Source organism: Dyella kyungheensis (assembly GCF_016905005.1).
GTDB classification, from domain to species: Bacteria; Pseudomonadota; Gammaproteobacteria; order Xanthomonadales; family Rhodanobacteraceae; genus Dyella; species Dyella kyungheensis.
Map to the genome: position 1 here is coordinate 56,591 of NZ_JADIKC010000003.1, position 25,394 is coordinate 81,984.

Consider the following 25,394-nt stretch of genomic DNA (forward strand, 5'->3'; position numbering starts at 1 on the left):
GGAGCGATAAGCCCTGGCGTGGCGTGTCGCGCACAAGTGCGCTCCCACAGAAAGCAAGCGTGCGATCAGCCCAGCTTCTGCGCCTGCTCGCGCAACGCCGTCAGCTGCACGCCCCAGTCCGTGATGCGCTGACGCTCCTGCGCCACCACCTCCGCCGGTGCATTGGCCACGAAGTTCGCGTTGCCCAACTTGCCTTCGCACTTCTTGATCTCGCCCTCGATGCGCGAAATCTCCTTGGACAAACGCGTCTTCTCCGCAGCAAGGTCGATCAGGCCGGCCAGCGGAATCAGCACGCGCATCGAACCGACCACGGCCACGGCAGCGGCAGGTTCGTTCGCATCCGACTCGATCCACTGCGGCGCATCCACGCGAGCGAGGAAGCTGATCTGCGCGGCGAACTTGGCCGCGCGGGCGCGATCGCCCGCATCGCCGTCGGCGAGCAGCAGCGGGATGGTCTTGCCCGGTGCGATGTTCATTTCCGCGCGGATGCGGCGGATGCCGCTCAGCACGTTCTTGAACCATTCGATTTCCGCGGTGGCCGCGTCGTCGGCAACGATGGCGTCGGCCTTCGGCCACGGGCGCTCCATCAGGAACTTCTCAGGCAAGGCCAGCTTCAGCGACACCGAATGCCAGATCTCTTCGCTGATGAACGGCACGATCGGATGCAGCGCGCGCAGGATGGTTTCCAACACCACCACCAGAGTGTGACGGGTGGAGGCCGCCGCTGCCGCGTCGTCGCCGTTCAAGGCCGGCTTGGACAGTTCCAGGAACCAGTCGCAGAACTCGTTCCAGGTGAATTCGTACAGCTCCTGCGCGAGCAGGTCGAAGCGGTAGCTGGCGAAGTGCTGTTCGACGTCCGTTAGCGTCTGCTTGAGGCGCGTGAGAATCCAGCGTTCGGCTTCCGTCACCGGACCATTCGCAGGCGCGGACAGCTCGCCTTCCGGCAGGTTCATCAGTACGAAGCGGGCGGCATTCCACAGCTTGTTGCAGAACGCCTTGTAGCCTTCGGCGCGCTTGATGTCGAAGTTGATGGTGCGGCTATAGCTGGCGAGCGCGGCGAAAGTGAAGCGCAGCGCATCGGTGCCGATGGCGGGAATGCCGGTCGGGTAATCCTTGCGGATGCGTTTTTCCACCTTCTCGCGCACCTGAGGAATCAGCAGTGACTTGGTGGATTTGGCCACCAACGGCTCCAGCTCGATGCCGTCGATCAGGTCCAGCGGATCGAGCGTGTTGCCCTTGGACTTGGACATCTTCTGGCCTTCCGCATCACGCACGATGGCGTTGATGTAGACATGGCGGAACGGCACACGTCCGGTGAAGTACTTGGTCGCCATCACCATGCGCGCGACCCAGAAGAAGATGATGTCGAAACCGGTGACCAGCACGGCGCTGGGCAAAAACACGTTGTCGGTTTCCCAGTTCGCCACCAGCTCGCCGTGCTCGTTCTTCTGCGGGCCCTGCATCGGCCAGCCGAGCGTGGAGAACGGCCACAGCGCGGAGCTGAACCACGTGTCGAGCACGTCGTCGTCCTGATGCAGGGCGCCAACCGGCGTGGTGCTGGCATGCGCACGCGCGTCGGCTTCGTCTTCGCCCACGAAGATGTTGCCCGCTTCGTCGTACCACGCCGGGATGCGATGACCCCACCACAGCTGGCGGCTGATGCACCAGTCCTGGATGTTGTCGAGCCACTGCGTGTAGGTGGTGCTCCAGTTTTCCGGCACGAACTTCACTTCGCCCGAACGCACGGCGTCGAGCGCGGGCTCGGTGATTTCCTTGCGGCCCTTCTCGCTGGTGAGGTCGAGGAACCACTGGTCGGTGAGCATCGGCTCGATCACCGCATCCGAACGCTGGCTCACCGGCACCTGCAGCTTATGCGGCTTGGTTTCCACCAGCAGGCCTTCGGCTTCCAGATCGGCGAGCACGGCCTTGCGCGCTTCGTAGCGATCCAGGCCGCGGTATTTTTCCGGGGCGTTCTCGTTGACCTTCGCGTCGAGCGTGAAGATGTTGATCGGTGCGAGGTTGTGACGCTGGCCGATGGCGTAGTCGTTGAAATCGTGCGCCGGGGTGATCTTCACGAAGCCGGTGCCGAATTCGCGATCGACGTAGTCGTCGGCGATCACCGGGATCTCGCGGCCGCTCAGCGGCAGGCGCAGCGTCTTGCCGATCAGGTGCGTGTAGCGCTCGTCTTCCGGATTCACGGCGACGGCGACGTCGCCCAGCATGGTTTCCGGACGCGTGGTGGCCACCACCACGCTGTCCTTGCCGTCGACCGTGTTGTAGCGGATCGACCACAGGTGGCCGTCGCGCTCCACGTTGTTCACTTCAAGATCGGACACCGCCGTGCCCAGTGCCGGGTCCCAGTTCACCAGGCGGTTGCCGCGGTAGATCAAGCCCGCGCGGAACCAGTCGACGAACACCTTGCGCACCGCGGCCGACAGGCCCGGGTCCATGGTGAAGCGTTCGCGCGACCAGTCGGCCGCCACGCCGAGGCGGCGCATCTGGTTGGTGATGGTGGAACCGGACTCTTCCTTCCACTGCCACACGCGCTCGACGAACGCTTCGCGGCCAAGGTCGTGGCGCGTTTTGCTTTCGACAGCGAGCTGGTTCTCGACGATCTTCTGTGTGGCGATGCCCGCGTGGTCGGTACCCACCTGCCACAGCGTGTTCATGCCGCGCATGCGCTGGTAGCGGATCAGCATGTCCATCACGGTCTGCTGGAACGCATGACCCATGTGCAGGGTGCCGGTGACGTTCGGCGGCGGCAGCAGGATGCAGTAGGGCTCGCCCTGGCCGGACGGCTTGAAGTCCCCGCTGGCTTCCCAGGCGGTATACCACTTCGATTCGATCTGGCCGGGTTCGAAACTCTTGTCCATCGGGGGCTCGCGATTGCGCGCCGGGGCCGGCGCGTGGGGATTGGCGTGAAAGGGTCGATTGTACGGGCGGGGGCGCCGGGGTGCCAAAGACCGCGCTCTTGCTCCCTCTCCCCTGCGGGGAGAGGGTTGGGGTGAGGGGTCGGGGCTTGCCCGAACGCTTGAGTGGAATATGGGGTTTTTCTAGAAAAATTTGAGGGGTAGCAGCCCTTTCCGCCCCTCACCCCAGCCCTCTCCCCGCCGGGGAGAGGGAGCAAAGCATCAGCCGCGCAGCTGGCGGCCGTATGCGTGCACCTCATCCACCAGCACCTTCACATGCTCCGGATTCACTTCCGGGGTGATGCCATGGCCCAGGTTGAACACATGGCCGGGGTGGTTGCCGTAGCTGTCCAGTACGCGGCGTACCTCGCGGCGGATCACTTCGGGATCGGCCAGCAGGATGGCCGGGTCCAGGTTGCCCTGCAGCGCGACGCGGCCCTCAACGGCCTGGCGGGCATCGGTCAGGTCGATGGTCCAGTCCACGCCCAGCGCGGTGCAGCCGGTATCGGCCATGCGGGACAGGTGCTGGCCGGCGCCCTTGGAGAACAGGATCACCGGCAATTCGCGGCTGGCCGGATGGGCCTTGAGCGCATCCACCACCTGCGCCATATAGCGCAGCGAGAACTCGCGGAACGGCGCCGGACCGAGCAGGCCGCCCCAAGTGTCGAAAATCATCAACGCCTGCGCGCCAGCGGCGGCCTGGGCAATCAGATAGGCCGCCACGGACTGGGCCAGGGTATCGAGCAATCGGTGGGCGAGGGCGGGCTCGCTCCAGCACATGGCCTTCAGGCGGGCGAAATCGCGCGAACCCTGGCCCTCCACCATGTAGCAGGCCAGCGTCCACGGGCTGCCGGAGAAGCCGATCAGCGGCACGCGGCCGCGCAGTTCCTTGCGGATCACGCGCACGGCGTCCATCACATAGCGCAGCTCGCTTTCCATGTCGGGCACGCCGAGTTTCTCGATATCGGCCTTGGTGCGCACCGGGTGTGCGAACTGCGGACCTTCGCCGGTGGCGAAGCTCAGCCCCAGTCCCATCGCATCGGGAATGGTGAGGATGTCGGAGAACAGGATGGCCGCGTCCAGCTCGAAGCGTTCGAGCGGCTGCAGCGTCACTTCGCAAGCCAGTTCGGGGTTCTGCGCAAGCGCCATGAAACTGCCGGCGCGCGCGCGGGTGGCGCGGTATTCCGGCAGATAACGGCCGGCCTGGCGCATCACCCACACGGGCGTGGTGTCGGTGGCCTCCCGGCGCAGCGCGCGCAGGAAGCGGTCGTTCTTCAGTACATCGGTCATTTCAAGGTCCGTAGGGCCCATCCAGGCCCTGGCTGAACATCACGCGGAAGCCGCGCTTGATTTGCGCATCGCGCGCTTTTTCGAAGGCGGCGAGTGCATCGTCGCGTTCCAGGAATTGGTCGCGCTTGAGCGTGGCCTTGCCGCCTTGCACGCCCGATTCGCGATACAGCGTCCAGCCGCCCAGCAAGTCCTGCTCCAGCGTGATCTGGACATAGCGCGGCGCCTCGGCGGTGGCGGTCATGGCTTGCAGGTAAAGGCGCATGGATTCCGGTTCGAAATGGGTCGGCGGGCCGTAGACCCCGCATTCTAGAAGGCTTGGCACCCAAGGGGCGAGTGCGACGATGCGCGGCTCTCTGTGGGAGCGCACTTGTGCGCGACGACCAACGGAGCGTGACCCGTCAGCGAGTCGCCGCCCTCAGTACTGCCATCACGTCTGTTTCATTCACGCCGCTGATGATTTCCGCGCGACCCACGCCCCGCCACAAAATCAAGCGCAACGTGCCCGCAAGATTCTTCTTGTCCAGCCGCATCAGCGCCAGCAACTGCTCGGGATCCATGCCGGCGGGAATCGATGTCGGCAGGCCCACGGCATCGAGCAGGCGATGCAGGCGCTGGGTATCGGCCGCTGCGCTCATGCCCAGTCGTTCGGACAGCCGTGCCGCCAGCAGCATGCCCACGGCCACCCCTTCGCCGTGCAACAACACCTGGTATTTGCCCGCCGTTTCCAGTGCGTGGCCAAAGGTGTGACCGAGATTGAGCAGGGCGCGCTCGCCCTGTTCGGTTTCATCACGCGCCACCACGCCGGCCTTGTACTGCACCTTGCGCGCAATGGCTTCGATCAACGGAGCGGCCTCGCGTGCATTCAGGGCCGCGGCGTTTGCTTCCAGCCACGCAAAGAAGGCCGGATCGCCGATGGCCGCGCCTTTCACCACTTCCGCCAGGCCCGCGCGGTATTCGCGCTCGGGTAGCGTGGCCAGCGTGTCGGTATCGGCGACGACGGCGCGGGGCTGGTGGAAAGCGCCCACCAGGTTCTTGCCGGCGGGCAGGTTCACGCCGGTCTTGCCGCCCACGGAGGAATCGACCATCGACAGCAGCGTGGTCGGCATCTGGATGAAATCGATCCCGCGCATCCAGCAGGCGGCACTGAAGCCGGCAAGATCGCCCACCACGCCACCGCCGAGCGCTACCACGCAGGCATCGCGAGTGGCGCCCAACTGCGCCAGGGCCTCCAGCGCGCGGCCCACGTTGGCGAAGGTCTTGTGCGACTCGCCATCGTCGATCAGGAACGAGGACCACTGCAGGCCGTCCAGGCCTTCCGCCACACGGTCCAGGTACAACGGCGCCACCGTCGTATTGCTGATCACCAGGGCATGGCGGCCACGCAAGGCGGCGCGCCAGCGGGCGCGATCACGAAGCAGGCCGGGGCCGATCCATACCGGATAGCTGCGCTCGCCAAGGGCGACGTCGATGGTGCGGGGCGGGGCGTGCGAGGGGATGGTCATGCGGCTACCGTTGCCAGTGCTGGTCGATCAGAAGAATGCTGCGCGCGCTGGCAGCATGGACGGTTTCGTGCGCGCCGGGGATGGTGAGGTCGGCGATTTCCTCGTACAGCGAGGTGCGCCGTTGCGCCATGGCAGTGAGGCGTTCCGCGCGATCGGCGCCAGCGAGCAAGGGGCGCTGGCGATCCTGCGCCAGGCGCTCCAGTTGCTGTTCCAGCGTGGCCTGCAGCCACAGCACATAGCCGCGCTCGGCGAGCAGGCGGCGGTTGGCCGGATCGAGCACGGCTCCTGCGCCAGTGGCCAGCAGCACGCCGCTGCGCCGGCTCGATTCCTCCAGCAGGGCGTGCTCGCGCTGCCGGAAGCCTGCCTCGCCCTCGATCTCGAACACCGTGCTCACCGGCACGCCGCAGACCCGCTCGATCTCGTGATCGATATCGATGAAGCTCAGCCCATAATGGTCCGCCAGCCGACGCCCGATGGACGTCTTGCCGGCGCCGGTCGGGCCGACGATGAACAGGTTGCACGATGGATTCATGGGTAAATGCTAACAGGCACGAACGCGCGCGGCGCTGCCGCGGGCCGGAGGACAGGCCATGAGTGCACGTGTATTGATTGCCGGCGCGGGCGACGTGGGACTGCGCGTGGCGCGTCTTCTGCGCATGCGTGGCGAAGAGGTCTGGGCGCTGCGTCGTGGCGTCGTCGCGGACGAGGGCGGCATCCATGGCATACAGGGCGACCTGACCCAGCCCGAGAGCTTGCGCGCGCTGCCGGACCACATCACGCACCTGGTCTATCTGCCGACCCCCGATGCGCGCGACGAGGCGCTGTATCGCGCGGTCTTCGTGGACGGTCTGCGCCATCTGCTGGATGCCGTGGGCTCGCCGGGATTGCAGCGTTTGCTGTTCGTCTCCTCCAGCGCCGTGTACGGCGAACACGGCGATACCTGGGTCGACGAGCAGACGCCACCCGCGCCGCCCGGTTTCAACGGCCGCGTCTTGTTGGAGGCCGAACGCCATGCAAGCGAGAGTACGCCATCCGTGGTGTTGCGGCTCGCCGGTCTTTACGGCCCTGGCCGCATGCAACTGATCGAGCGCCTGCGCAGCGGTGCCGTGCGCGTGCCGCGCAAGCAGGCGCACTGGGCCAACCGCATCCATGTCGACGACGCGGCCGCCGCCATCGTGCATTTGCTGTTCCTGCCCGAGCCATCACCGCTCTACCTGGGTGTGGACAACACGCCGCTGCCGCTCGACGTGCTCTACGACGATCTCGCCCGGCGCGTGCACGCGCCGCTGCCTGCCGACGGCGAAGCGCCGGCGGGCGTGGGCAGCAAGCGCCTGAGCAATGCACGCTTGCGTGCCAGCGGCTTCGTGCCGCAGTGGCCCGATGCGCGCGAAGGCTACGCCGCATTGCTGGACGACGGCGCTTGAGTCACGATCTACGTTCGCTTTGAACCCAGCCTGGAGAGAGCTCATGCCTGGCAATGTATCGCTCCACATGGTCACCACCGGCAACGATTTGCCGGGTCATCGCATCGTCCGCCCGATGGGCATCGTGCGCGGCCTTACCGTGCGTTCGCGCAGCGTGGTCGGCAATCTCGGTGCCGCGCTGCAGACGTTGGTGGGCGGCAACATCACGATCTACACGGAGCTGTGCGAGAAAGCGCGCGAAGAGGCGTTCGAGCTGATGCTGCGCCACGCCGCCGAGCGCGGCGCCAACGCCGTGATCGGCATGCGCTACGACGCCAACGACGTGGCCGAAGGCGTCACCGAGGTGCTGGCCTACGGCACGGCGGTGCTGGTCGAGCCGGCGGCCTGAAAGCCTTCGACAGGCGCTGACGATCAGCTGTGGTTGAGGGCGATGACGTGACGGTCATCGTCGTATTCCACCGAGGTGTCGGCCTGCTCGGCCAGCGTGGCCAGTGCGTGTCGGCTCAGTCGTTCGTAGTGGGCGAGAAAGCGCAGCATGGTGTCGGCATCCATCGCCAATGGCGCATGTCGGGCCAGCAGCTCTTCTTCCTGCTCGCTGCGCCACTTGCGCACGATTTCCCAGTTCGGTGCCTGTAGCACGATCAGTGCATCGAGCTTGCGCCAAAGCGGTTGGTAGGCGCGCAGCTGCTTGTTGACCCAGTGGCGCCAGACGCCTTCCGGGTCTTCGTCGCGTTCCAGCGAATTCACCGGTTGCAGCAGCGCGGCCTGCAACTGCGGTCGCAGACCCAGCGCCCAGCCTTCAAGGATGACCAGCTTGGGCGGCCGGACCACCTTGGGCCATTTCGACGGCGCCACGCGGGTGTCGCGGCCCTTGTCGAAGCGCGGGTAGCTCACCGGCAACTTGTCCGAGGCCTGCGGCAACGCGGCCAGCACCGACAGCAGCAACTCGATTTCATGCGTGCCCGGCACGCCGCGCGTACGCAGCAACGGGTGGATCTGGTGAGCAAGGACTTCACGTTCGCTTCGCGAATAATAGAAGTCGTCCAGCGACAACACCTCGGTCGGCCAGCCACGGGCTTCCGCCTGGGCCTTCATCTCGCGCGCCAGCGTGCTCTTGCCGCTGCCCTGGAGGCCTGACAGCCCAAGCACATAGGGGCGTCGGGCGCGGGCTATGCGGCCGGCGTACTGGTCGAGCAGGTGCCCGGCCAGGGTTGAATTCTGCGTGCTAGCATCTGGAGACATGCCAGCCATGATGGCGCGCGCGAGCCACGATTCAAGACCCCCATGCTGAAAACCGAAATTCTCGACACATTTGTGCAACTGCTGGACGAAGCCGTTGCGGCGGGGGAAGCCGAACCCACGTCCATGAACCTGGCCACCGTCGACGCTGCTGGCCGCGTAAGTTCGCGCATCGTGCTGCTCAAGGGCGCCGACGAGCGCGGCTTCCGTTTCTACACCAACTACGAGAGCGACAAGGGCGGCCAGCTCGAAGCGCATCCGCAAGTGGCGCTCTGCTTCCACTGGAAGCGACTGCGCAATGCGGTGCAAGTGCGCGTCGAAGGCGTGGCGCGCAAGCTGCAGCCGGAAGAGTCCGACGCTTATTTCGCCACCCGTGCGCGCGAGAGCCAGCTCGGTGCGTGGGCGTCGCTGCAGTCGCAGACGTTGCCCGACCGCGACACCTTCGAGCAGCGCTACGCGCGATACGAGCACGAATTCGAAGGTCGCGAAGTGGCACGCCCCCCGCACTGGGGCGGTTACGTGGTCGAACCTGACATGGTGGAGTTCTGGTACGGCGCGGATTTCCGGCTGCACGAACGCGTGCGCTGGAGCCGCCACGGCCAGACCTGGACGAGCCGTCTGCTGTACCCGTAACTCAACGAGGCCATTCGGAGGCTTACCCGCATGCGTGCAGCGCCCGCTGATCATGTCGCCCAGAATGGCTTCGTCGTGCATACGCGTGGCCGTGGTTTCACCGAGATCACCGACAAGGTGGCCGACGTCGTCAGCGCCAGCGGTGTGCATACGGGCATCGCCCATGTCTTCAGCCTGCACACCAGTTGCTCGCTGCTGATCAGCGAGAACGCCGATCCGGCCGTGCGCGAGGACCTCGAACGCTGGTTCGCGCGCGCGGTGCCCGACGGCGACACGATCTTCCGCCACGACGAGGAAGGTCCGGACGACATGCCGTCACATGTGCGTGCCATTCTTACCGGCGTCAGCCTGGTGGTCCCCGTGCATGCGGGAAAGCCGCAGTTGGGCACCTGGCAAGGCATCTATCTGTGGGAACACCGGCTCGATCCGCATCAGCGCAAGATCACGGTGACCGTGTTGGGACATTGAAAGCGTGAGCAAGATTCGCAGCAGCACCGACCACTATCCGCAGCGCATCGTCTGCCTTACCGAAGAACCCACCGAAGTGCTCTACGCACTGGGCGAGGAGCACCGCATCGTCGGCATCTCCGGCTTCACCGTGCGTCCGCCGCGGGCGCGCAAGGAAAAGCCCAAGGTATCGGCCTTCACCAGCGCAAAGATCGAAGAGATCCTCAAGCTCGAACCGGATTTCGTGGTCGGCTTCTCCGATATCCAGGCCGATATCGCGCGTGAGCTGATCAAGGCTGGCGTGGAGGTATGGATCAGCAACCACCGCAGCGTGGACGGCATCCTCGCTTATATCCGTCGCCTGGGTGCGATGGTGGGCGCTGCCGAGAAGGCGGATGCCTATGCGCGAAAAGCCGAGGAGCAGATCGAACGCATCCAGTCGCAGGCGGCCCAGTTCGCGCGGCGTCCGAAGGTGTACTTCGAGGAATGGGACGATCCGTTGATCACCGGCATCCGCTGGGTGGCGGAGCTGGTACGTATCGCCGGCGGCGAAGACGTGTTTCCGCAGATGTCGGGCGAGTCGCTGGCCAAGCACCGCATCCTGGCCGATCCGACCGAGGTGGTGCGTGCGGCGCCGGACATCATCCTGGGCTCATGGTGCGGGAAGCGGTTCCGGCCTGAGCGGGTGGCGGCGCGCGAGGGCTGGGATGCGATTCCGGCGGTGCGTGACGGTGAGCTGTTCGAGATCAAATCGCCGATCATCTTGCAGCCGGGGCCGGCGGCGTTGTTCGATGGGCTTGAGGCAATGCATGGGATCTTTTCGGAGTGGGACCGCAAGCACGGCAGCTGACGTGGTGCGCCGTCGAAAATTTCCGAACCCTTGTGGGAGCGCACCCGGTGCGCGACAAACCTACGGAGCGATACACCGCAACGTGGCTGTCGCGCACAGGGTGCGCTCCCACAATGGGTGGTGGGGATAGAAGCGTTCCCGCGAGCACCCGCCCCTCACCCCAGCCCTCTCCCCGACGGGGAGAGGGAACAAGAGGCAATTACCAGATTTTCACCCGCTGATTCTCCGGCCGCCACATCGGCTGGCCCTGCTTCACATCGAACGCCTCATAAAAATCCGGCACATTCGACAGCGGTCCATTCACGCGCCACTTCGCCGGTGCGTGTACATCCGAGAGCAAGCCGGTGCGCAGCTGCTCTTCGCGCTCCTGCGACAACCAGCCCAGCGCATAACCAAGGAAGAAGCGCTGCATCGGCGTATAGCCGGCGATCTTCTCGCCCTTCTTGTATTGCTCGGTCTTCTTGAACGCATCGATGCCGATCATGATGCCGCCGAAGTCGGCGATGTTCTCGCCCAGGCTGGCCTCGCCGTTGATGTGGATGCCGGGCAGCGGCTCGTACGCATTGAACTGCTTGACCATCACGTCGGCACGCTGCTTGAAGCGGGCGGCGTCTTCCTTGCTCCACCAGTCGACCAGGTTGCCCTTGGCGTCGTACTGGCGGCCTTCGTCGTCGAAGCCGTGGGTGATTTCGTGGCCGATGGTGGAGGCGGCCACGTAGCCGTAGACCACGGCATCGTCGATCTGGTTGTCGGTGAAGCCCGGGATCATGAACTGCGCGGCGGGCAGCACGATTTCGTTGTTGGATGGGTTGTAGTACGCGTTGTACGTCTGCGGCGACATTTCCCATTCGTTGCGGTCCACCGGCTTGCCGAACTTGGAGATCATGTCCTCGGTCTGCCAGCGCGTGGCATTCATCATGTTCTGCGCGTACGAGGTGCGGCCGATGGTGAGCTTGGAATAGTCCTTCCACTTGTCAGGATAGCCCACCTTCTTGGTGACGGCAGCGAGCTTTTCGTGCGCTTTCGCCTTGGTGGCTGCGCTCATCCAGTCCAGCTTGTCGATGCGCTCGCCGTAGGCGGTGCGGATCGCTTCCACCATCGTGTTGTAGCGCTGCTTGGCTGCTTCGGAGAAATAGTCCTTCACATAGATGCGGCCGAGGATCATGCCGAGCGATTTGTTTTCCGCGCGCAAGGCGCGCTTCCAACGCGGCTTCTGCTGGGCCTGGCCATTCAGCGTGTGGCCGTAGAAGTCGAAGTGTTCGTTGTCGAAATCCGCGCTCAGGTAGCTGGCATAGGTGTCCACAAGATGCGCGCGCATGTAGTCGCGAATCACCGGCGTGGGCGTCTTGGCCAGCAGTGCCTGCAGGCCGCTGAAAAATTCCGGCTGGCCGACGATCACCTCGTTGGGCGACAGCTTCCATCCGGCCAGGCGCGTTTTCCACGCGATGGACGGCGTGTATTTCGCCGTGAGATCGGCTGGCGCCATCTTGTTGTAGTTCTTCTGCGGATCACGCAGCTCGGCCAGCGGACGCGATACCTTGGCAAGCGCGGTTTCGAACGCCATCACCTGCTTGGCACTGCTGGCCGCTTCGGCGTCGTTCTTGCCCAGCATGCGGAAGGAGCGATGCAGATGCTCCTCGTACGCGGCGCGTACCTTGGCGACACCCTTTTCCTTGTTGAAGTAGTAGTCGCGTTCCGGCAAGCCCAGGCCGCCCTGCCACAGGTGCACGGCCATCGCGTCGCTCTGTTTCTCATCCTGCTGCACGGAGAAGTCGAAGAACGGACCGACGCCCAGCAGCTGCAGCGCGAACGCTTCGTCGAGCGCGGAATTCACGTCGTGCACCGCGTCGATGCGCGCCAGTTCGTCGTTCAACGGCGTGACGCCGAGCTTGTCGGCCAGCGCCTGGTCCATCGCGGTGGTCCAGAAATCGCCGATTTTCTGTTCGTCGCTGCCGGGCGCCGCGTTCTTGTCGGCGGCGGCGTCCTCACTGATCTTGCGCAGCTTGGCGTACAGCTCGTCCTGCACCACCTGGCCGATGCCCCACTGCGATTCCTCGGGCGGAATCGGATGGCTCTTCAGCCACGCGCCGTTGGCAAACTCGAAGAAATCGTCGCCAGGTTTCACCGAAGTATCGATGTGATCGGCCACCACGTCGGGTTTGCTGGCAGGGGTAGTGGTGGCGGCATAAACGCTGCCGACGGAGGCGGCGGCAAGCGCCAGCACGAGCAGGCGGCGGGGCAGGGCAGGCAAGGTCGCTTTCATGCGAAGCATTCTCCAGAAGAGAGGTTGGACATGACGATTGACCGCACAGGGCGCACCGGCCGGCGATGAAGCCGGCACGGCGCGTCGTGAGCGTGGAAGAAGTTCAGACGCCGAGCGCCAGCCGCGCGCCGAGATCGGCCAGCGGCGACACCAGCAGGATGCGCGCGAGGATCAGCGCGATCATCACCGCCCACGGCGCGAAATCCAGGCCGCCCGCGGTGAGCTTGCCGCGCAACGGACGCAGCAGCGGTGCCACCAGGCTGCCGGCCAGGCGGTAGACCGGGTGATAGGTCTCGACCTGGAACAGGCTCATCAGCGACCAGATGAAGATCAGCACCACGTAGAACATGGCGATGAAATCCAGCATGTCCGCGATGGACAGCACGATCAGCCCCAGCACGTGCGGGAACAGGCCCAGCAACGCAAACAGCACGATGCGCTTGATCAGCATCAGCAGCCAGACGATCAGCAGGGCAGCGATATTGATGCGGCGCCAGTTCGGCAGCAGGCGGCGGATCGGCGCCAGTACCGGGTTGGTGGTGCGATAGACGAACTGGCTGAGCGGGTTGTTGAAGTCCACCCGGCTGGCTTCGGCCAGCAGGCGCAGTACGAACAAGGCGGCCGCGGCACCAAAGGCCAGCTCGACGATGAAAGAGAGGGCGTTGAGGAGATAGCTCACGATTGATGATCCAGGGCAGCGGCCAATTCGCCGGCCCGGCGCGAAGCGGCGGCCACGGCGCGGGTAACGATCTGGGCGAGGTGATCGGCGGCAAAGCTTTCCAGGGCGGCCTGCGTGGTGCCGTTGGGCGAGGTCACGCGCTGGCGCAGCACGCCGGGATCTTCGCCGCTTTCGACCAGCATGCGGCCGGCGCCGAGGCAGGTCTGTGCGGCGAGGGCGCGCGCCGTTTCACGCGACATGCCCTGGGCGAACGCGGCATCTTCCAGCGCTTCCACCATGGCGAAGAAATAGGCCGGGCCGGAACCGGAAAGGCCGGTCACCGTATCGATCAACGCTTCGTCCTCGACCCACCGGGTGATACCCACCGCATCCATGATGTGCTGCGCCTTGGCGCGCTGTTCCGGGCTGACGCGGCGATTGGCGAACAGTCCCGTGGCACCCGCACCGATCAGGGCCGGCGTATTGGGCATGCAACGTACGATGGCCAGCGCATGCCCGAACCAGCGCTCGAGCTGGTCGATGCGCACACCGGCGGCAATCGAGATCAGCAGGGGCCGCTGGCGCACCAGCATGTCCTGCAGCTCGGCATGGATGGCCGGCATGATCTGCGGCTTCACCGCCAGCACCAGCACGTCGGCCTCCGCCGCGGCGAGGCGGTTCTCGGCATAGCTGGCGATGCCGAAGTCGCGTCCCAGTTCCTGGCGCGCCTCGGCCCGCGGTTCGGCCACGGTGATCGACGAGGCGGCCACGCCGGTCTTGAGCAAGCCGCCGATCAGGCTGCGTGCCATGTTGCCGCCGCCGATGAAAGCGATACGTGTCATGCAGGGTCCTCGCTGATGGCCACGTACCTTACCGGAGGCCGGGCCTGCCCGTCCTGTGGCGAAAGTGCCTTCCTGCCAGCCTTCGGCAGTGCAACTTCCAACCTGGTCCGCAGTTTGCGGCTTACGGCCAAAGGAAAGACTGGTGGCCCGGCCCGCACGGCTAGTAGTATCGGGCCGCAGCTTGGGAACGGGGAATGGACCTGTCGGACGGCTTGGCGCCAGCGCGCCGCATCGTCGCGTCCGGGGGAACCGCCTTCCGCCCCGGGGCCTGCCATCCAGATGATCGGGTTCAAGGGGAAACCAGATGGATATCGCCGAACTGCTTGCCTTCTCGGTGAAGAACAAGGCCTCGGACTTGCACTTGTCCGCCGGCCTGCCGCCGATGATCCGCGTGGACGGCGACGTTCGCCGCATCAATATTCCCGCGCTCGAGCACAAGCAGGTCCACTCGCTGATCTACGACATCATGTCGGACAAGCAGCGCCGCGACTACGAAGAATTCCTCGAGGTCGACTTCTCGTTCGAGATTCCCGGCCTGGCGCGATTCCGCGTCAACGCGTTCAACCAGAACCGCGGCGCGGGTGCGGTGTTCCGTACCATTCCGTCCGAAGTGCTCACGCTGGAAGACCTGGCTGCGCCGGCCGTGTTCCGCGAACTGATCGAGCAGCCGCAGGGCCTGATCCTGGTGACCGGTCCCACCGGTTCGGGCAAGTCCACCACGCTGGCGGCGATGGTCGACCACATCAACAAGAACGAATACGGCCACATCCTCACCATCGAGGATCCGATCGAATTCGTGCACACCTCGCAGAAGTGCCTGATCAACCAGCGCGAAGTCCATCGCGACACGCATGGCTTCAACGAGGCGCTGCGTTCGGCGCTGCGCGAAGATCCCGACTATGTGCTGGTCGGCGAGTTGCGCGACCTGGAAACCATCCGCCTGGCGCTGACCGCGGCGGAAACCGGCCACCTGGTGTTCGGCACGCTGCACACCAGTTCGGCCGCCAAGACCATCGACCGCATCATCGACGTGTTCCCCGCCGGCGAAAAGCCGATGGTGCGCTCGATGCTGTCCGAGTCGCTGCGCGCGGTGATTTCGCAGTCGCTGCTGAAGAAGGTGGGCGGCGGACGTATCGCGGCGCACGAGATCATGGTCGGCATCCCCGCGATCCGCAACCTGATCCGCGAGGACAAGGTGGCGCAGATGTACTCGTCCATCCAGACCGGCCAGCAGCACGGCATGCAGACGCTCGACCAGAACCTGCAGGACCTGGTGAAGCGCGGTCTGGTGACGCGCCAGCAGGCGATGGGCTACGCGCGCAACAAAGACATTTTCAAGGGGTAAATGGTAAAGGGTGAATGGTAAAGGCTAAGAACGAACTTGCCGTCCTGCTTTCTCCATTCACTATTTACTGTTCACCACTAACCGCCCGGAGGGCTTATGAGCGACTTCGATTTCACCTCCTTCCTCAAGTTGATGGTGCACAAGAAGGCCTCCGACCTGTTCATCACGGCCGGCGTGCCGCCGTCGATGAAGGTGCAGGGACGCGTCGTGCCGATCACCCAGAGCCCGCTGTCCGCGCAGCAGTCGCGCGACATGGTGCTGAACGTGATGACGCCCTCGCAGCGCGAAGAGTTCGAAAAGACCCACGAATGCCAGTTCGCCATCTCGGCGCAGGGCGTGGGCCGTTTCCGCGTGTCGTGCTTCTACCAGCGCAACTGCGTGGGCATGGTGCTGCGTCGCATCGAGTCGAAGATCCCGACCATCGAGGAACTCAGCCTGCCGCCGGTGATCAAGCAGCTGGCGATGACCAAGCGCGGCATCATCATCTTCGTGGGCGGTACCGGTACCGGTAAGTCCACCTCGCTGGCTTCGATGATCGGCTACCGCAACGCCAATTCGACCGGCCACATCATCACCATCGAAGACCCGATCGAATACGTGCACAAGCACGAGGGCTGCATCATCACGCAGCGCGAGCTGGGCATCGATACCGACAGCTGGGACAACGCGCTGAAGAACACGCTGCGCCAGGCGCCCGACGTCATCATGATCGGCGAAGTGCGTACGCGCGAAACGATGGAGCACGCGATCAACTTCTCCGAAACCGGTCACCTGTGCCTGTGCACGCTGCATGCGAACAACGCCAACCAGGCGATGGACCGCATCCTGCACTTCTTCCCGGAAGACCGCCGCTCGCAGCTGTTCATGGACTTGTCGCTGAACCTCAAGGGGGTGGTGGCGCAACAGCTGATCCCCACCCCCGACGGCAAGGCGCGTCGCGTGGCGGTGGAAGTGCTGCTGGGTACGCCGCTGGTGCAGGATTACATCCGCCAGGGCGAGATCCACAAGCTCAAGGAAGTGATGAAGGAATCGACCAATCTCGGTATGAAGACCTTCGACCAGAGCTTGGTCGAGCTCTATCACGCTGGCGAGATTTCCTACGAGGATGCCCTGCGCCACGCGGACAGCTCCAACGAAGTGCGCCTGCGCATCAAGCTTGCCCAGGGCGGCGATGCACACACCTTGTCGCAGGGTCTGGACGGGGTGGAGCTGGAGGAAACCAAGGACTCGCAGAACTTCGGCGGCGGCCTGCTGCACCGCTGATAGCGGGTCCCATCGAGCAAAAAGGAAGGAGCCCCGCGAGGGCTCCTTCGTCGTTTCAGCGGCCGCATCGCGGCGGGCGTGCTTACTTCGCCGTGTCGGCGACGGTCAGGCCGCTCGCATCGACGCTCTTGACGCCCTTCACCTTCTTGGCGACGGCCTCGACCTTGGTCTTCTCCGCCGCGCTGGCGGTCGTACCGGTGAGCGTGACGACGCCGTCCATGGTGGTCACCGAGATATCGCTGCTCTTCACGTTCTTGGTGGTCGCCAGCTCCGACTTCACCTTGGTGGTGATCCACGTATCGGCAGTCTTGTCCGGAACCGTCTGGTTGTCCGACGACTTCTGCATGGCGTCCTGGGCGGCAACCTGCGCGATAGGCATGGCCGAGAAGGCAACCACCAGACCAGCGGCGATCAGCGACTTGCGAAACAGGTTGTTCGTGCGCATGGGGAATCTCCTGTGATGAGAAAGCGCTGTCCATGAGACAGACGGTCGCCGCGTGCTGCGGCATCCGTGGGGCTATCCAAACAGTTTCGAGATGAATCGAACATGGCTCGCAAATAAATCCGTTCAGCACGCAATTACGCATGCCAAAACGGTGTTACGAAGACGTTGGAACTGCGCTCATGCGGCCAAAGCTGGGCAATGGTGGCAAGCGGCACGATGAATCCACGCGTTAGCTTTCTGTGTGCTGACGCCATGGATGTGAAGGTTTGATGAGTCTGTGAACTGCGTCTTGAAATGGAATATGTGCCTTTGTGAAACGGACGGCTATACGGCAGATTTGCGAGGCGTAGCACATTCCGTGCTGGCTTGATTTCGGGGGGAATCATGGCCGAGTTGGAAGTTCGGGTGGTTTCCGAGCGTAGGGAAGGACTCCTGGTGGAGTTGGGTCGCGTGGTGACGGAGTACGGGCACGTACTCGTGCGCCAGCGATTGGTTCCGGATGCGCAAGGCGCGTGTCTCACGCTGCTTCTGCGCGGACCGGACGAGCGGCAACTGGCGCTGCAAGAAGCGCTGGGCACGCATCCCCGGGTGCTCAGCTTCGAATCCTCGCGGCCCGCATTCGCGGAGGGCGTTGCTGCGGCGACGGCCAGTGCCCCGATGGCCCAGGCGGCGCCTCTGGTCGAAGCCGCCCGGCCCGCGCCTGCGTCGTTGCCCGCGCAGGACGCGACGCCACTCGCCGCGGGCGCCGATGTGGCGCGCGTCGAGCGGATGCTGCCGAATCTGGCCAAGGACTATCCGCGAATCTTTCCCTGGTTGATCAATCTCGAATACGCCGTCGCCGACGAAGCGCGCGACGCCTCGCTTTATCTCGCGGGCCGGCGCACGGGCGCCTGGGTCTACAAGCGCGACTTCGCGCTCGGCGCCAAGCTGGGGATGACCGACGCGCTGCGACGCATCGCCGTACCGGCATTGCGCGGGCTGGTGACGGTCGAGCAGCACGATCATCAGCTGCATCTGCGCGGCTGTCCGCTTTGTCAGCCGGGCGGTGCCTCAGGCGGTCGGTTTTTCTGCGGTTTCATCGAGGGTCTGCTGACCGATTCGGTGGAAACGCCAACGGTGTTCGTACGCGAAACCAGCTGCCATAGCAGCGGCGCTGCCATGTGCGTGTTCGACATATCCCATTGATGGCCGCGGGGAGCAGTGCGGCAAACATCGCTGGGCGTCCGTAACCAACGAAGGGGAAGCTTCATGCAAGACATGCATCAGCATTACAACGGGGTGCTGGTCGGGTTGTCCTATGCGGTATCCGTATTGGGATCGTTTACCGCGCTGCAGTTTGCGTTGGGCATTCCGCTCGCGCAGAACGCGCGCCAGCGCTGGGGCGCGATCCTCGCCGCGGGCACCGCGATGGGCGGCGGCGCGATCTGGGCCATGCATTTCATCGCCATGCTCGCCTGCAACATGGGCACGCAGGTGACCTTCGACATGTGGTTGACCACGGTGTCGGCGCTGATTGCCATCGTCGCCTGTTCGCTGGGCCTGGCGATCGTGGGCAGCGGCAGGTTCCGCTTCATCAACCTGCTGTTCGCGGGCGTGCTGATGGGGCTGGGCGTCGCCGGCATGCACTACCTGGGCATGGCCGCGATGCTGACCTCGGCGCTGGTGTCCTATGACGGCAGCCTGGTGGCGTTGTCGGTGGGCATTGCCATCGTGGCATCCATGGCCGCGCTGTGGCTGGCCTTCAACCTGCGCGGAAAACTGCAGATGCTGGGCAGTGCGCTGGTGATGGGCGTGGCGGTATGCGGCATGCACTACACCGGCATGTCGGCAATGGAGCTGACCCAGGGCGATACCTTGCCGGCCGGTTTCGAGCAGGGCATGCACGGCGACCATCTCGGCCTGGTGATCTTCGTGGTGGTGGTGCTGCTGCTGGCGCTCGCGCTGGGACTGAGCTTCGTGCGGCAGCAACGCCGGGCGGCACTGTCGATCTAGCGGCTTGCCGCGCGGCAAAAAAAACGGGGCGCCTTGGCGCCCCGTTTTCGTTTCCACGCAGGGTGGAAGATTTACTTCAGTTCGGTCTGGCTGGTGATCACCAGGCCGGCGCTTTCCATGTGCATCTCGCCGTTGAGCGACTTGATGCGTGCGGCCTGCGCTTCCATCGATTCGAACTGGGCCTTGGAGCGGGCTGCCGTGGCTTTGGCTGCAGCCTGGGCTTCCGGGTCGTCGGCCGAGCCGGCGGTAAGCTCAGCGATGTGCTCGGCCTTGTCCGCCATGGCCTTCACCCAGGCCTGGTACATCTCGCCGCTCAGGCTGAGGCGACCCATGCGACCGGCGTCGCCGCCAGCCGCATTGAGCAGTTCACCCAGCTTCACGTCCTCGCCCTGGCCGACGGCCAGGGCCAGCGCCTTCGGACCCATCGCGGCCCACACCGGCGCACCCAGCGGTGCGGTCAGTTCGGGCGGCAGCGGTGCCGGTTTGCCGTCCGGCGTCAGCTTCAGCTGCTGCAGGCCCGAGGCGGCCATCTGCGCCATGGCGAGCAGGCCCGCCGGGTTGGAGGTGCCGATCAGGATGCGGCCGCTGAACTTCGGCATGGCGTTGTTGCTGCCGGGCTCGAAGCTGTCCAGCGCCACGCGCAGGCCGAGCAGGTCGCCGACCGGCGGCACCGCGGCCTGCTGCGTCATCAGGCCGATCTTGGCGAAGCCTTCGTTGAGATCGGTGAGCGACGGGCAGGTAAAGGGCTTGGCAGCCACCGCTTCGGCCTGGGCGCCCCAGAAGGTACGCAACTGGGCGATCGGCACGGCGATGCTGACGTCGAACGGCGCGGTGCCCGCGGCACCCAGGCCCGGCAGCTCCACCTTCATGCCGCTGAAGGCCTTGGTGACGTCGTCGGCCAGCGCCACATCCCAGCGGATGTTCTGGTGCTTCTCGTCGAGCTTGGTGTAGCCGAAGCTCATCGACGGCACGCGCGAGGCGATGCGCGTGGCCTCGCTTTCGCAAGCCGGCGACACCTTCAGCTGATTGGACACCGGCTCGCCGGTCTTGGCCGACTCGGCTTCGGCGTGGGCCTTGAGCAGTACGTTGAACAGCGGATCCTTGCCGCTCGCTGCCAGCGGCAGCAGGCGGGCGAAATCGACCTGGCCGATCGCCCACGGCTGGTAATCCTTCGCCTTGGCGAGCTTTTCCAGGCGACCGTCGTCCTGCAGGTTCTTCTCCGGGCGATCCAGGCCGAAGGCGAGGCGCAGCGTGGCCTCGGGTGCATCGGCGGGCAGGATGGCGGCGACCGCCTGCTTGCCGACTTCGGCCATCACGATCTGCAGGCCACCGTCGGTGGTGACGTGCTTGCGGTAGTTCTGGCCACCCACGGTGGCGGTGTCGAACGGCTTGCCGTAGGCCGCTTCCAGGCGGCCGACGAAGGCGTCGAAGGCCTTCGGATCGACCAGCTCGAAGCGCGCCACCGGCGCCAGGCCCAGGCCGTAGACGGCCGAGCGGCCCTTGATGTTGAGGCCGGCATTCTGCGCGAACGTCTCGATGGTCTTGCCATCCAGCTCGGCGATCATGGCCTTCAACAGGCGCGACAGGTCCGGATCCTTTTCCGCCATCTCGTCGGCGGCGGAGCGCAGCTGGACCAGCTCCGACGGCAGCTGGGCGTTGGCCTGGGCCAACAGCGCCTTGCGGGTGTCGTCGTCGAGCACGTCGAGGTTGGCCACCACGTACGGCGTATCGGCCGGTACGAAGGCGAGGGGAGCGTCCTTGTCCTTGTGATGGCATGCAGCCAGCAGGACACCGGCGAGGCCCAGCGCGGCAATGCGCGTCGTCGATCGCATGTCTAATCCCTTGAGTGAGGTGGTGTTGCGCCGCGCATTATGCCTGTATTCGCAGCATTCCGCGGTGAGCCACGGCCTTATCAGGCTGTGGCCGAAAGCCTTAGGTGGCAAGCTTTTAGCGGCCCAGAACCTCAGCCAGCACGGCCATGCGCACGAACACGCCGTTGCCGACCTGCTCCAGGATCCGCGACTGCGGGCCGTCGGCCACCTCGGGGGCGATTTCGATGCCGCGGTTGAGCGGTCCCGGATGCATCACCAGGGCCGCCTTGGCGGCGCGGGCGAGGCGGCGGTTGTCCAGGCCGTAGCGCTGGAAGTAGGCCGCTTCGTCGGGAAGATCGGTCACTGCCATGCGCTCTTTCTGCAGGCGCAGCATGATCACCACGTCGGCGCCTTCGACGGCGGCGTCAAAGTCGTCGGTGATCACGCAGCCCGGGAATTCCGATTCCTGCGGCATCAGCGCCTTGGGCGAGCACAGGCGGATTTCCTTCACGCCCATCGCCTTGAGCGCGTGCACGTCCGAACGCGCTACGCGCGAATGCTTCACGTCGCCGCAGATCACCACGGTGAGCTGGCTGAAGTCCGGCCGGTGCTGGCGGATGGTCAGCACGTCGAGCAGGCCCTGGGTGGGATGCGCGCGATTGCCGTCACCGGCGTTGATCACCGAGACCCCGCTCATGGCGTGGCGCACCAGTTCTTCGGGCGTGCCCGAGATCTTGTGGCGAACCACGATGGCGTCCAGATGCATCGCCTCCAGCGTGTGCAGCGTGTCGAACAGCGCCTCGCCCTTGCTGGTGGAGGAGAAGCCGATGTCGAAATTGATCACGTCGGCACTGAGCCGGCGCGCAGCCAGTTCGAACGAGGTGCGCGTGCGCGTGGACGGCTCGAAGAACAGGTTGAGGATGGTGCGGCCCGAGAGCAGCTCCAGTTTGCGCGTGCCATGCGCGCAACCCTCACGCATCGACTCGGCACGATCGAGCAGGCGCTCGATGGTCTCGCGGGGCAGGTGTTCCAGGGTGGTGAGGTGGCGCAGGCGAGGGCTCATGGCGGGCGGAAGTCCGTACTTAGGGTCCGGTGGTATCGGCTGAGGCCAGCCAGCGTTCGAGAATGACCGCGGCGGCTTCGGCATCGATCGTGGCTGCATCGCGCTTTTTCTTCAGGCCGGCAGCGCGCGCACTGGCGAAGCGTTGCGCGGCTTCCTGCGAACTGTAGCGCTCATCGGTGAGCTGCACCGGCAGGTTGTAGCGCTGGCCGAGCTTGTCGGCGAAGCGGCGGGCCCCTTTGCTGGCCGGCTGCTCTTCGCCGTCGAGCGTGAGCGGCAGGCCGACCACCAGGGTCTCGGGCAGCCATTCCTTGCGCAGCGCGTCGAGCGCCGGCCAGTCGGGATCGCCATCGCGCACCGCAATGGCGGCAAGTCCGCGCGCGCTTCCGGTAAACCGATTGCCGACGGCCACGCCGATCAGGCGACTGCCGTAGTCGAACCCGAACACACAGCTCATGCGTGCCCTGCGTAACCTGGCAACTGCAGCGGGTCGACCCCGACCAGGCCCGCGGCGGCGCTCCAGCGCTCTTCCAGCGGGGTATGGAAGACGACGCGCTCGCTCGCTTCGACGGTCAGCCAGGTGTTGTCCTTCAGTTCCTGCTCCAGCTGACCGGCGCTCCAGCCGGCATAACCTAGCGCCATCATGGCCAGGCGCGGGCCTTCGCCATGCGCCATGGCAACCAGGATGTCGCGTGAGGTCGTCACCGACCATTCGTTGTTGATGCGGTAGCTCGACTCCCAATGCCCCGGCTCGCGATGGAGCACGAAGCCGCGCTCCTGCTGCACCGGTCCACCGATCAGCACGGGCGCATCGGCAAGCTCCAGGTCATTGCACTCCAGCTTCATCTGGGTGAGCACATCGCCCAGGCGGTATTCGGAGAGCTGGTTCACTAGCAGACCGACCGCACCGTCTTCGTCGTGCTGGCAGATGAAAGCGACGCCGCGCGAAAACGGCGGCTCGGCCAGGCTGGGCATGGCGATCAGGAACTGACCGGCGAGAGACTGCGGGCTGGAGAGGGAGGAAGCCATGGCCGCATTGTATGCCCTGAACGCGCCGGCCGCCCACGGTCATGTGCGCTGGGTTAAGCGAGGTGAGCAAACAGCGAAAGCAGCGCGCTGTGCGTCGCTGCGTTCACCCGCTCCTCACTCAACGGCTGTGCAGCGTGTCGTTGGGCATGAACTGCCAGGTGCGCGTGATGTTCAGCTCGTCGATGCGCTCCTTGTCCGCCGGCAGCGAGGGGAACGGCGCGGCCAGGCGCACGATGCGCTGCGCGGCGGCGTCCAATAGCGGCTGGCCGGAGCTGTCCACGATGGTGATGTCCTTCACCGAGCCATCCCGGTTCAGCGTCACGGTCAACAGCACGTCGCCATGCAGGCCGCGGCGGCGCGCCTCGTTCGGGTAGTTGAGATTGCCCACGCGCTCGACGCGGTCGACCCAGCCGCGCATATAGGCGGCATAGGCGTATTCCTTGGTGTTGGACGAGATGAACTTCTTCTTCGGCCGCTTGGCGTACTGCTCGCTCTTGTCACGCACTTCGGCGGCGAGCTGCGCCATTTCCTGGTGGCGCTTCACGTCGGCGGGCGATTCGGGCAGGTCCTGCGTTGTCTGCTCGAGCTTGGCGCTCTCGGTGTTGACGCTGTAGTGGCTGTTGCCCGTGGTGGTGAGCAGCTTGTCGTTGGTCGCTTCCTGCGGGCGCGGCGCGCTGGCCTCGATGGGCTGGGGCGCCACGCCGTTGGTGGGCCGGGGCAGGGCGCCGGAAACCAGCTGCGACGGGCGCGCGGCCTTGTCGCTCTCGCCGCCGCCGCTGTTGTTGGCCTGGGCCAGGAAGTCGGCCTTGTCCGGCGCTTCGCGGTTGGCCACGTCGACCAGGGTCACGTCCAGCGTGGGCAGGCTGGGCTTGGCCTTCACATAGGTGAAAGTGATCCCCAGGATCACCACGCCGTGCAGCAACAGCGAGAAAAGCATCGTGGCGCCGAACATGTCGGCGCCGGTGCGGACAGCAGGTTGGCTCACGCGGCGCGGGTTCCGAGTCGGTTTTGCTCAATCACATCGAAGAGCTGACCCGCGATATTAAGCCCGAATTGCGCATCCAGTTCGCGCACACACGTCGGCGATGTGACGTTGATCTCGGTGAGGTAGTCGCCGATCACGTCCAGGCCCACGAACAGCAGGCCCCGGCGGCGCAGTTCCGGCGCCACCTGGGAGACGATCCAGCGGTCGCGCTCGCTCAACGGCACCCCTTCGCCGCGGCCGCCGGCGGCCAGGTTGCCGCGGAAGTCGCTGCCCTGGGGGATGCGCGCCAGTGCGTACGGCACCGGTTCGCCGTCCACGACCAGGATCCGCTTGTCGCCCGAGCTGATCTCGGGGATGAACTTCTGCACCATGGTGAATTGCTTGTGCTCGCCCTTGGGGCCGGCGGCGATCAAGGTTTCCAGCATGGAGTTGAGATTGCTGTCGCCCGCCTTCACGCGGAAGATGCCGCGCCCGCCCATGCCGTCCAGCGGCTTGAGCACCACTTCGCCGTGGGTCGCCACGAAGGCGCGGATGTCGGCCGCGTCGCGGCTCACCAGGGTGGGGGACATGCACTGCGGGAAATGCATGGCGAACAGCTTCTCGTTGCAATCGCGCAGCGCCTGCGGGCGGTTCACCACCATCACGCCGGCCCGCTCGGCCAGTTCGGCCACCATGGTGTCGTAGATGAACTGCGGGTCGACCGGCGGGTCCTTGCGCATCAGCACCACGTCCATCTCGCGCAGGTCGCGCCAGGCGGGCTCGCCCAGCATGTACCAGCCCGAGGCGTCGTCGCGCACGGAAAGCGGCGCCAGGCGCGCCCAGGGCTCGCCGCTGCGGGCGGCCAGGTCGCCCTGTTCCATGTAGAACAGGCTGTGGCCGCGCCGCTGGGCCTCCAGCAGCATGGCGAAGGTGGTGTCCTTGGCGATCTTGATCGAGCCGATCGGGTCCATCAGCACGGCGACCTTCAGGGTCATCGTCATTCTCCGGTAGTGGTGCATGTTCACCATGCGCGTCCGGCCTGGGGCGGGCGGATGGCGTGGCAGTGTATGTCGTCCGAAGCCTAAGAGCCTGGTCAACATCTCCTCGTGGCCCGCGTTGTTCTTGATTGGCCGCCAGGTGGTAGTGCGTGGCGCAGCGCCTGCCTGGCTGGCAGGTCAAGCCGCGCGCTGCCGCCTGGCGGCCAATCAAGAACAACCCTCCGGGTCGGGTCTGTTTGCCCGCAGGCCGGCGTCATCACTCGGTCATGTACGGACGTACACTCCCTCGTTCTTCCTTGTCCTGCGCGCAAACAGCTCCGGCGCGGGTCACGAGGAGATGTCGACCAGGCTCTGAGAGATTGCGTTGAATGCTCCAACGATCAAGAGAGACTCCCATACGCGTGGATGAGATGGGATGATCGCCCCAGGG

Annotated in this window: 25 protein-coding genes; 9 read left to right on the forward strand and 16 right to left on the reverse strand. The window is 65.3% G+C overall.

Features of this window, described 5'->3' with window-relative positions; genetic code table 11:
• Window positions 1-65 precede the first annotated feature (65 nt).
• The 5 genes from ISP20_RS04975 to ISP20_RS04995 all read right to left on the reverse strand — a co-directional run bounded on the left by ISP20_RS04975 (window position 66) and on the right by ISP20_RS04995 (window position 6,233).
• On the reverse strand, window positions 66-2,873 hold the full coding sequence (locus ISP20_RS04975; RefSeq protein WP_204634988.1) for a valine--tRNA ligase: 2,808 nt from the start codon (window positions 2,871-2,873) through the stop codon (window positions 66-68).
• 258 nt (window positions 2,874-3,131) lie between these two features.
• Complete coding sequence (hemE, locus tag ISP20_RS04980) at window positions 3,132-4,199, reverse strand: uroporphyrinogen decarboxylase (protein WP_204634989.1); 1,068 nt, start codon at window positions 4,197-4,199, stop codon at window positions 3,132-3,134.
• Window position 4,200: 1 nt separating this feature from the next.
• Window positions 4,201-4,461 carry a WGR domain-containing protein gene (locus ISP20_RS04985; RefSeq protein WP_204634990.1) on the reverse strand — a complete coding sequence of 87 codons (261 nt, stop codon included), beginning with the start codon at window positions 4,459-4,461 and terminating at the stop codon, window positions 4,201-4,203.
• Between the two features lie 136 nt (window positions 4,462-4,597).
• Window positions 4,598-5,701 (reverse strand): 3-dehydroquinate synthase, encoded by a 1,104-nt coding sequence (gene aroB / locus ISP20_RS04990; protein ID WP_204634991.1) that lies wholly within the window; start codon window positions 5,699-5,701, stop codon window positions 4,598-4,600.
• A gap of 4 nt (window positions 5,702-5,705) precedes the next feature.
• Window positions 5,706-6,233, reverse strand: a complete 528-nt coding sequence (locus tag ISP20_RS04995) for a shikimate kinase (RefSeq protein WP_204634992.1) — start codon at window positions 6,231-6,233, stop codon at window positions 5,706-5,708.
• Window positions 6,234-6,291: 58 nt separating this feature from the next.
• Here ISP20_RS04995 and ISP20_RS05000 point away from each other — a divergent pair, with 58 nt between their 5' ends.
• Window positions 6,292-7,125, forward strand: a complete 834-nt coding sequence (locus ISP20_RS05000) for an NAD-dependent epimerase/dehydratase family protein (protein ID WP_204634993.1) — start codon at window positions 6,292-6,294, stop codon at window positions 7,123-7,125.
• Window positions 7,126-7,168: 43 nt separating this feature from the next.
• On the forward strand, window positions 7,169-7,513 hold the full coding sequence (locus ISP20_RS05005) for a YbjQ family protein (RefSeq protein WP_204634994.1): 345 nt from the start codon (window positions 7,169-7,171) through the stop codon (window positions 7,511-7,513).
• Between the two features lie 23 nt (window positions 7,514-7,536).
• Here ISP20_RS05005 and ISP20_RS05010 read toward each other — a convergent pair whose 3' ends face one another.
• A complete protein-coding gene (locus tag ISP20_RS05010; protein WP_204634995.1) occupies window positions 7,537-8,367 on the reverse strand; it encodes a kinase in 831 nt (276 codons plus the stop codon).
• A gap of 42 nt (window positions 8,368-8,409) precedes the next feature.
• Between ISP20_RS05010 and pdxH the strand changes: the two genes are divergently transcribed.
• From pdxH to ISP20_RS05025, 3 genes are read left to right on the forward strand one after another with little or no spacing between them, the layout of a single operon-like run.
• Window positions 8,410-8,997: a pyridoxamine 5'-phosphate oxidase gene (gene pdxH / locus ISP20_RS05015; RefSeq protein WP_204634996.1), complete on the forward strand. Its 588-nt coding sequence runs from the start codon at window positions 8,410-8,412 to the stop codon at window positions 8,995-8,997.
• 30 nt (window positions 8,998-9,027) lie between these two features.
• Window positions 9,028-9,465 (forward strand): secondary thiamine-phosphate synthase enzyme YjbQ, encoded by a 438-nt coding sequence (locus ISP20_RS05020; protein WP_204634997.1) that lies wholly within the window; start codon window positions 9,028-9,030, stop codon window positions 9,463-9,465.
• Between the two features lie 4 nt (window positions 9,466-9,469).
• Complete coding sequence (locus ISP20_RS05025) at window positions 9,470-10,294, forward strand: helical backbone metal receptor (protein ID WP_204634998.1); 825 nt, start codon at window positions 9,470-9,472, stop codon at window positions 10,292-10,294.
• 199 nt (window positions 10,295-10,493) lie between these two features.
• On the opposite strand, the gene ISP20_RS05030 is transcribed toward ISP20_RS05025, so the two are convergent.
• The 3 genes from ISP20_RS05030 to proC form a co-directional block, all read right to left on the reverse strand.
• The gene (locus ISP20_RS05030) at window positions 10,494-12,557 is read right to left on the reverse strand and encodes a M13 family metallopeptidase (RefSeq protein WP_204634999.1); all 2,064 of its coding nucleotides are present in this window, start codon (window positions 12,555-12,557) and stop codon (window positions 10,494-10,496) included.
• A 103-nt stretch (window positions 12,558-12,660) separates the two neighbouring features.
• Window positions 12,661-13,236: a YggT family protein gene (locus tag ISP20_RS05035; protein WP_204635000.1), complete on the reverse strand. Its 576-nt coding sequence runs from the start codon at window positions 13,234-13,236 to the stop codon at window positions 12,661-12,663.
• Window positions 13,233-14,057 carry a pyrroline-5-carboxylate reductase gene (proC, locus tag ISP20_RS05040; RefSeq protein ID WP_204635001.1) on the reverse strand — a complete coding sequence of 275 codons (825 nt, stop codon included), beginning with the start codon at window positions 14,055-14,057 and terminating at the stop codon, window positions 13,233-13,235. The genes ISP20_RS05035 and proC overlap by 4 nt, the downstream gene beginning before the upstream one ends.
• A 304-nt stretch (window positions 14,058-14,361) precedes the next feature.
• Here proC and ISP20_RS05045 point away from each other — a divergent pair, with 304 nt between their 5' ends.
• Complete coding sequence (locus tag ISP20_RS05045; protein ID WP_204635002.1) at window positions 14,362-15,402, forward strand: type IV pilus twitching motility protein PilT; 1,041 nt, start codon at window positions 14,362-14,364, stop codon at window positions 15,400-15,402.
• 96 nt (window positions 15,403-15,498) lie between these two features.
• On the forward strand, window positions 15,499-16,665 hold the full coding sequence (locus tag ISP20_RS05050) for a PilT/PilU family type 4a pilus ATPase (protein WP_046970393.1): 1,167 nt from the start codon (window positions 15,499-15,501) through the stop codon (window positions 16,663-16,665).
• Between the two features lie 82 nt (window positions 16,666-16,747).
• On the opposite strand, the gene ISP20_RS05055 is transcribed toward ISP20_RS05050, so the two are convergent.
• Entirely contained in the window at window positions 16,748-17,110 is a 363-nt protein-coding gene (locus ISP20_RS05055; protein ID WP_204635003.1) for a BON domain-containing protein, read from the reverse strand.
• 384 nt (window positions 17,111-17,494) lie between these two features.
• Between ISP20_RS05055 and ISP20_RS05060 the strand changes: the two genes are divergently transcribed.
• The gene (locus ISP20_RS05060; RefSeq protein ID WP_204635004.1) at window positions 17,495-18,295 is read left to right on the forward strand and encodes a hypothetical protein; all 801 of its coding nucleotides are present in this window, start codon (window positions 17,495-17,497) and stop codon (window positions 18,293-18,295) included.
• 63 nt (window positions 18,296-18,358) lie between these two features.
• The gene (locus ISP20_RS05065; protein ID WP_204635005.1) at window positions 18,359-19,102 is read left to right on the forward strand and encodes an MHYT domain-containing protein; all 744 of its coding nucleotides are present in this window, start codon (window positions 18,359-18,361) and stop codon (window positions 19,100-19,102) included.
• A gap of 71 nt (window positions 19,103-19,173) precedes the next feature.
• On the opposite strand, the gene ISP20_RS05070 is transcribed toward ISP20_RS05065, so the two are convergent.
• The 6 genes from ISP20_RS05070 to gshB all read right to left on the reverse strand — a co-directional run bounded on the left by ISP20_RS05070 (window position 19,174) and on the right by gshB (window position 24,961).
• The gene (locus ISP20_RS05070; protein ID WP_204635006.1) at window positions 19,174-20,934 is read right to left on the reverse strand and encodes a hypothetical protein; all 1,761 of its coding nucleotides are present in this window, start codon (window positions 20,932-20,934) and stop codon (window positions 19,174-19,176) included.
• Window positions 20,935-21,049: 115 nt separating this feature from the next.
• Window positions 21,050-21,976 carry an aspartate carbamoyltransferase catalytic subunit gene (locus ISP20_RS05075; RefSeq protein WP_204635007.1) on the reverse strand — a complete coding sequence of 309 codons (927 nt, stop codon included), beginning with the start codon at window positions 21,974-21,976 and terminating at the stop codon, window positions 21,050-21,052.
• A 19-nt stretch (window positions 21,977-21,995) separates the two neighbouring features.
• Complete coding sequence (ruvX, locus tag ISP20_RS05080) at window positions 21,996-22,430, reverse strand: Holliday junction resolvase RuvX (RefSeq protein ID WP_204635008.1); 435 nt, start codon at window positions 22,428-22,430, stop codon at window positions 21,996-21,998.
• The gene (locus tag ISP20_RS05085) at window positions 22,427-23,002 is read right to left on the reverse strand and encodes a YqgE/AlgH family protein (RefSeq protein ID WP_204635009.1); all 576 of its coding nucleotides are present in this window, start codon (window positions 23,000-23,002) and stop codon (window positions 22,427-22,429) included. The genes ruvX and ISP20_RS05085 overlap by 4 nt, the downstream gene beginning before the upstream one ends.
• A gap of 118 nt (window positions 23,003-23,120) precedes the next feature.
• Window positions 23,121-23,987 carry an energy transducer TonB gene (locus ISP20_RS05090; protein WP_338030967.1) on the reverse strand — a complete coding sequence of 289 codons (867 nt, stop codon included), beginning with the start codon at window positions 23,985-23,987 and terminating at the stop codon, window positions 23,121-23,123.
• Window positions 23,984-24,961, reverse strand: a complete 978-nt coding sequence (gshB, locus tag ISP20_RS05095) for a glutathione synthase (RefSeq protein ID WP_204635010.1) — start codon at window positions 24,959-24,961, stop codon at window positions 23,984-23,986. Before gshB ends, ISP20_RS05090 begins: the two co-directional genes overlap by 4 nt.
• Window positions 24,962-25,394: the final 433 nt, after the last annotated feature.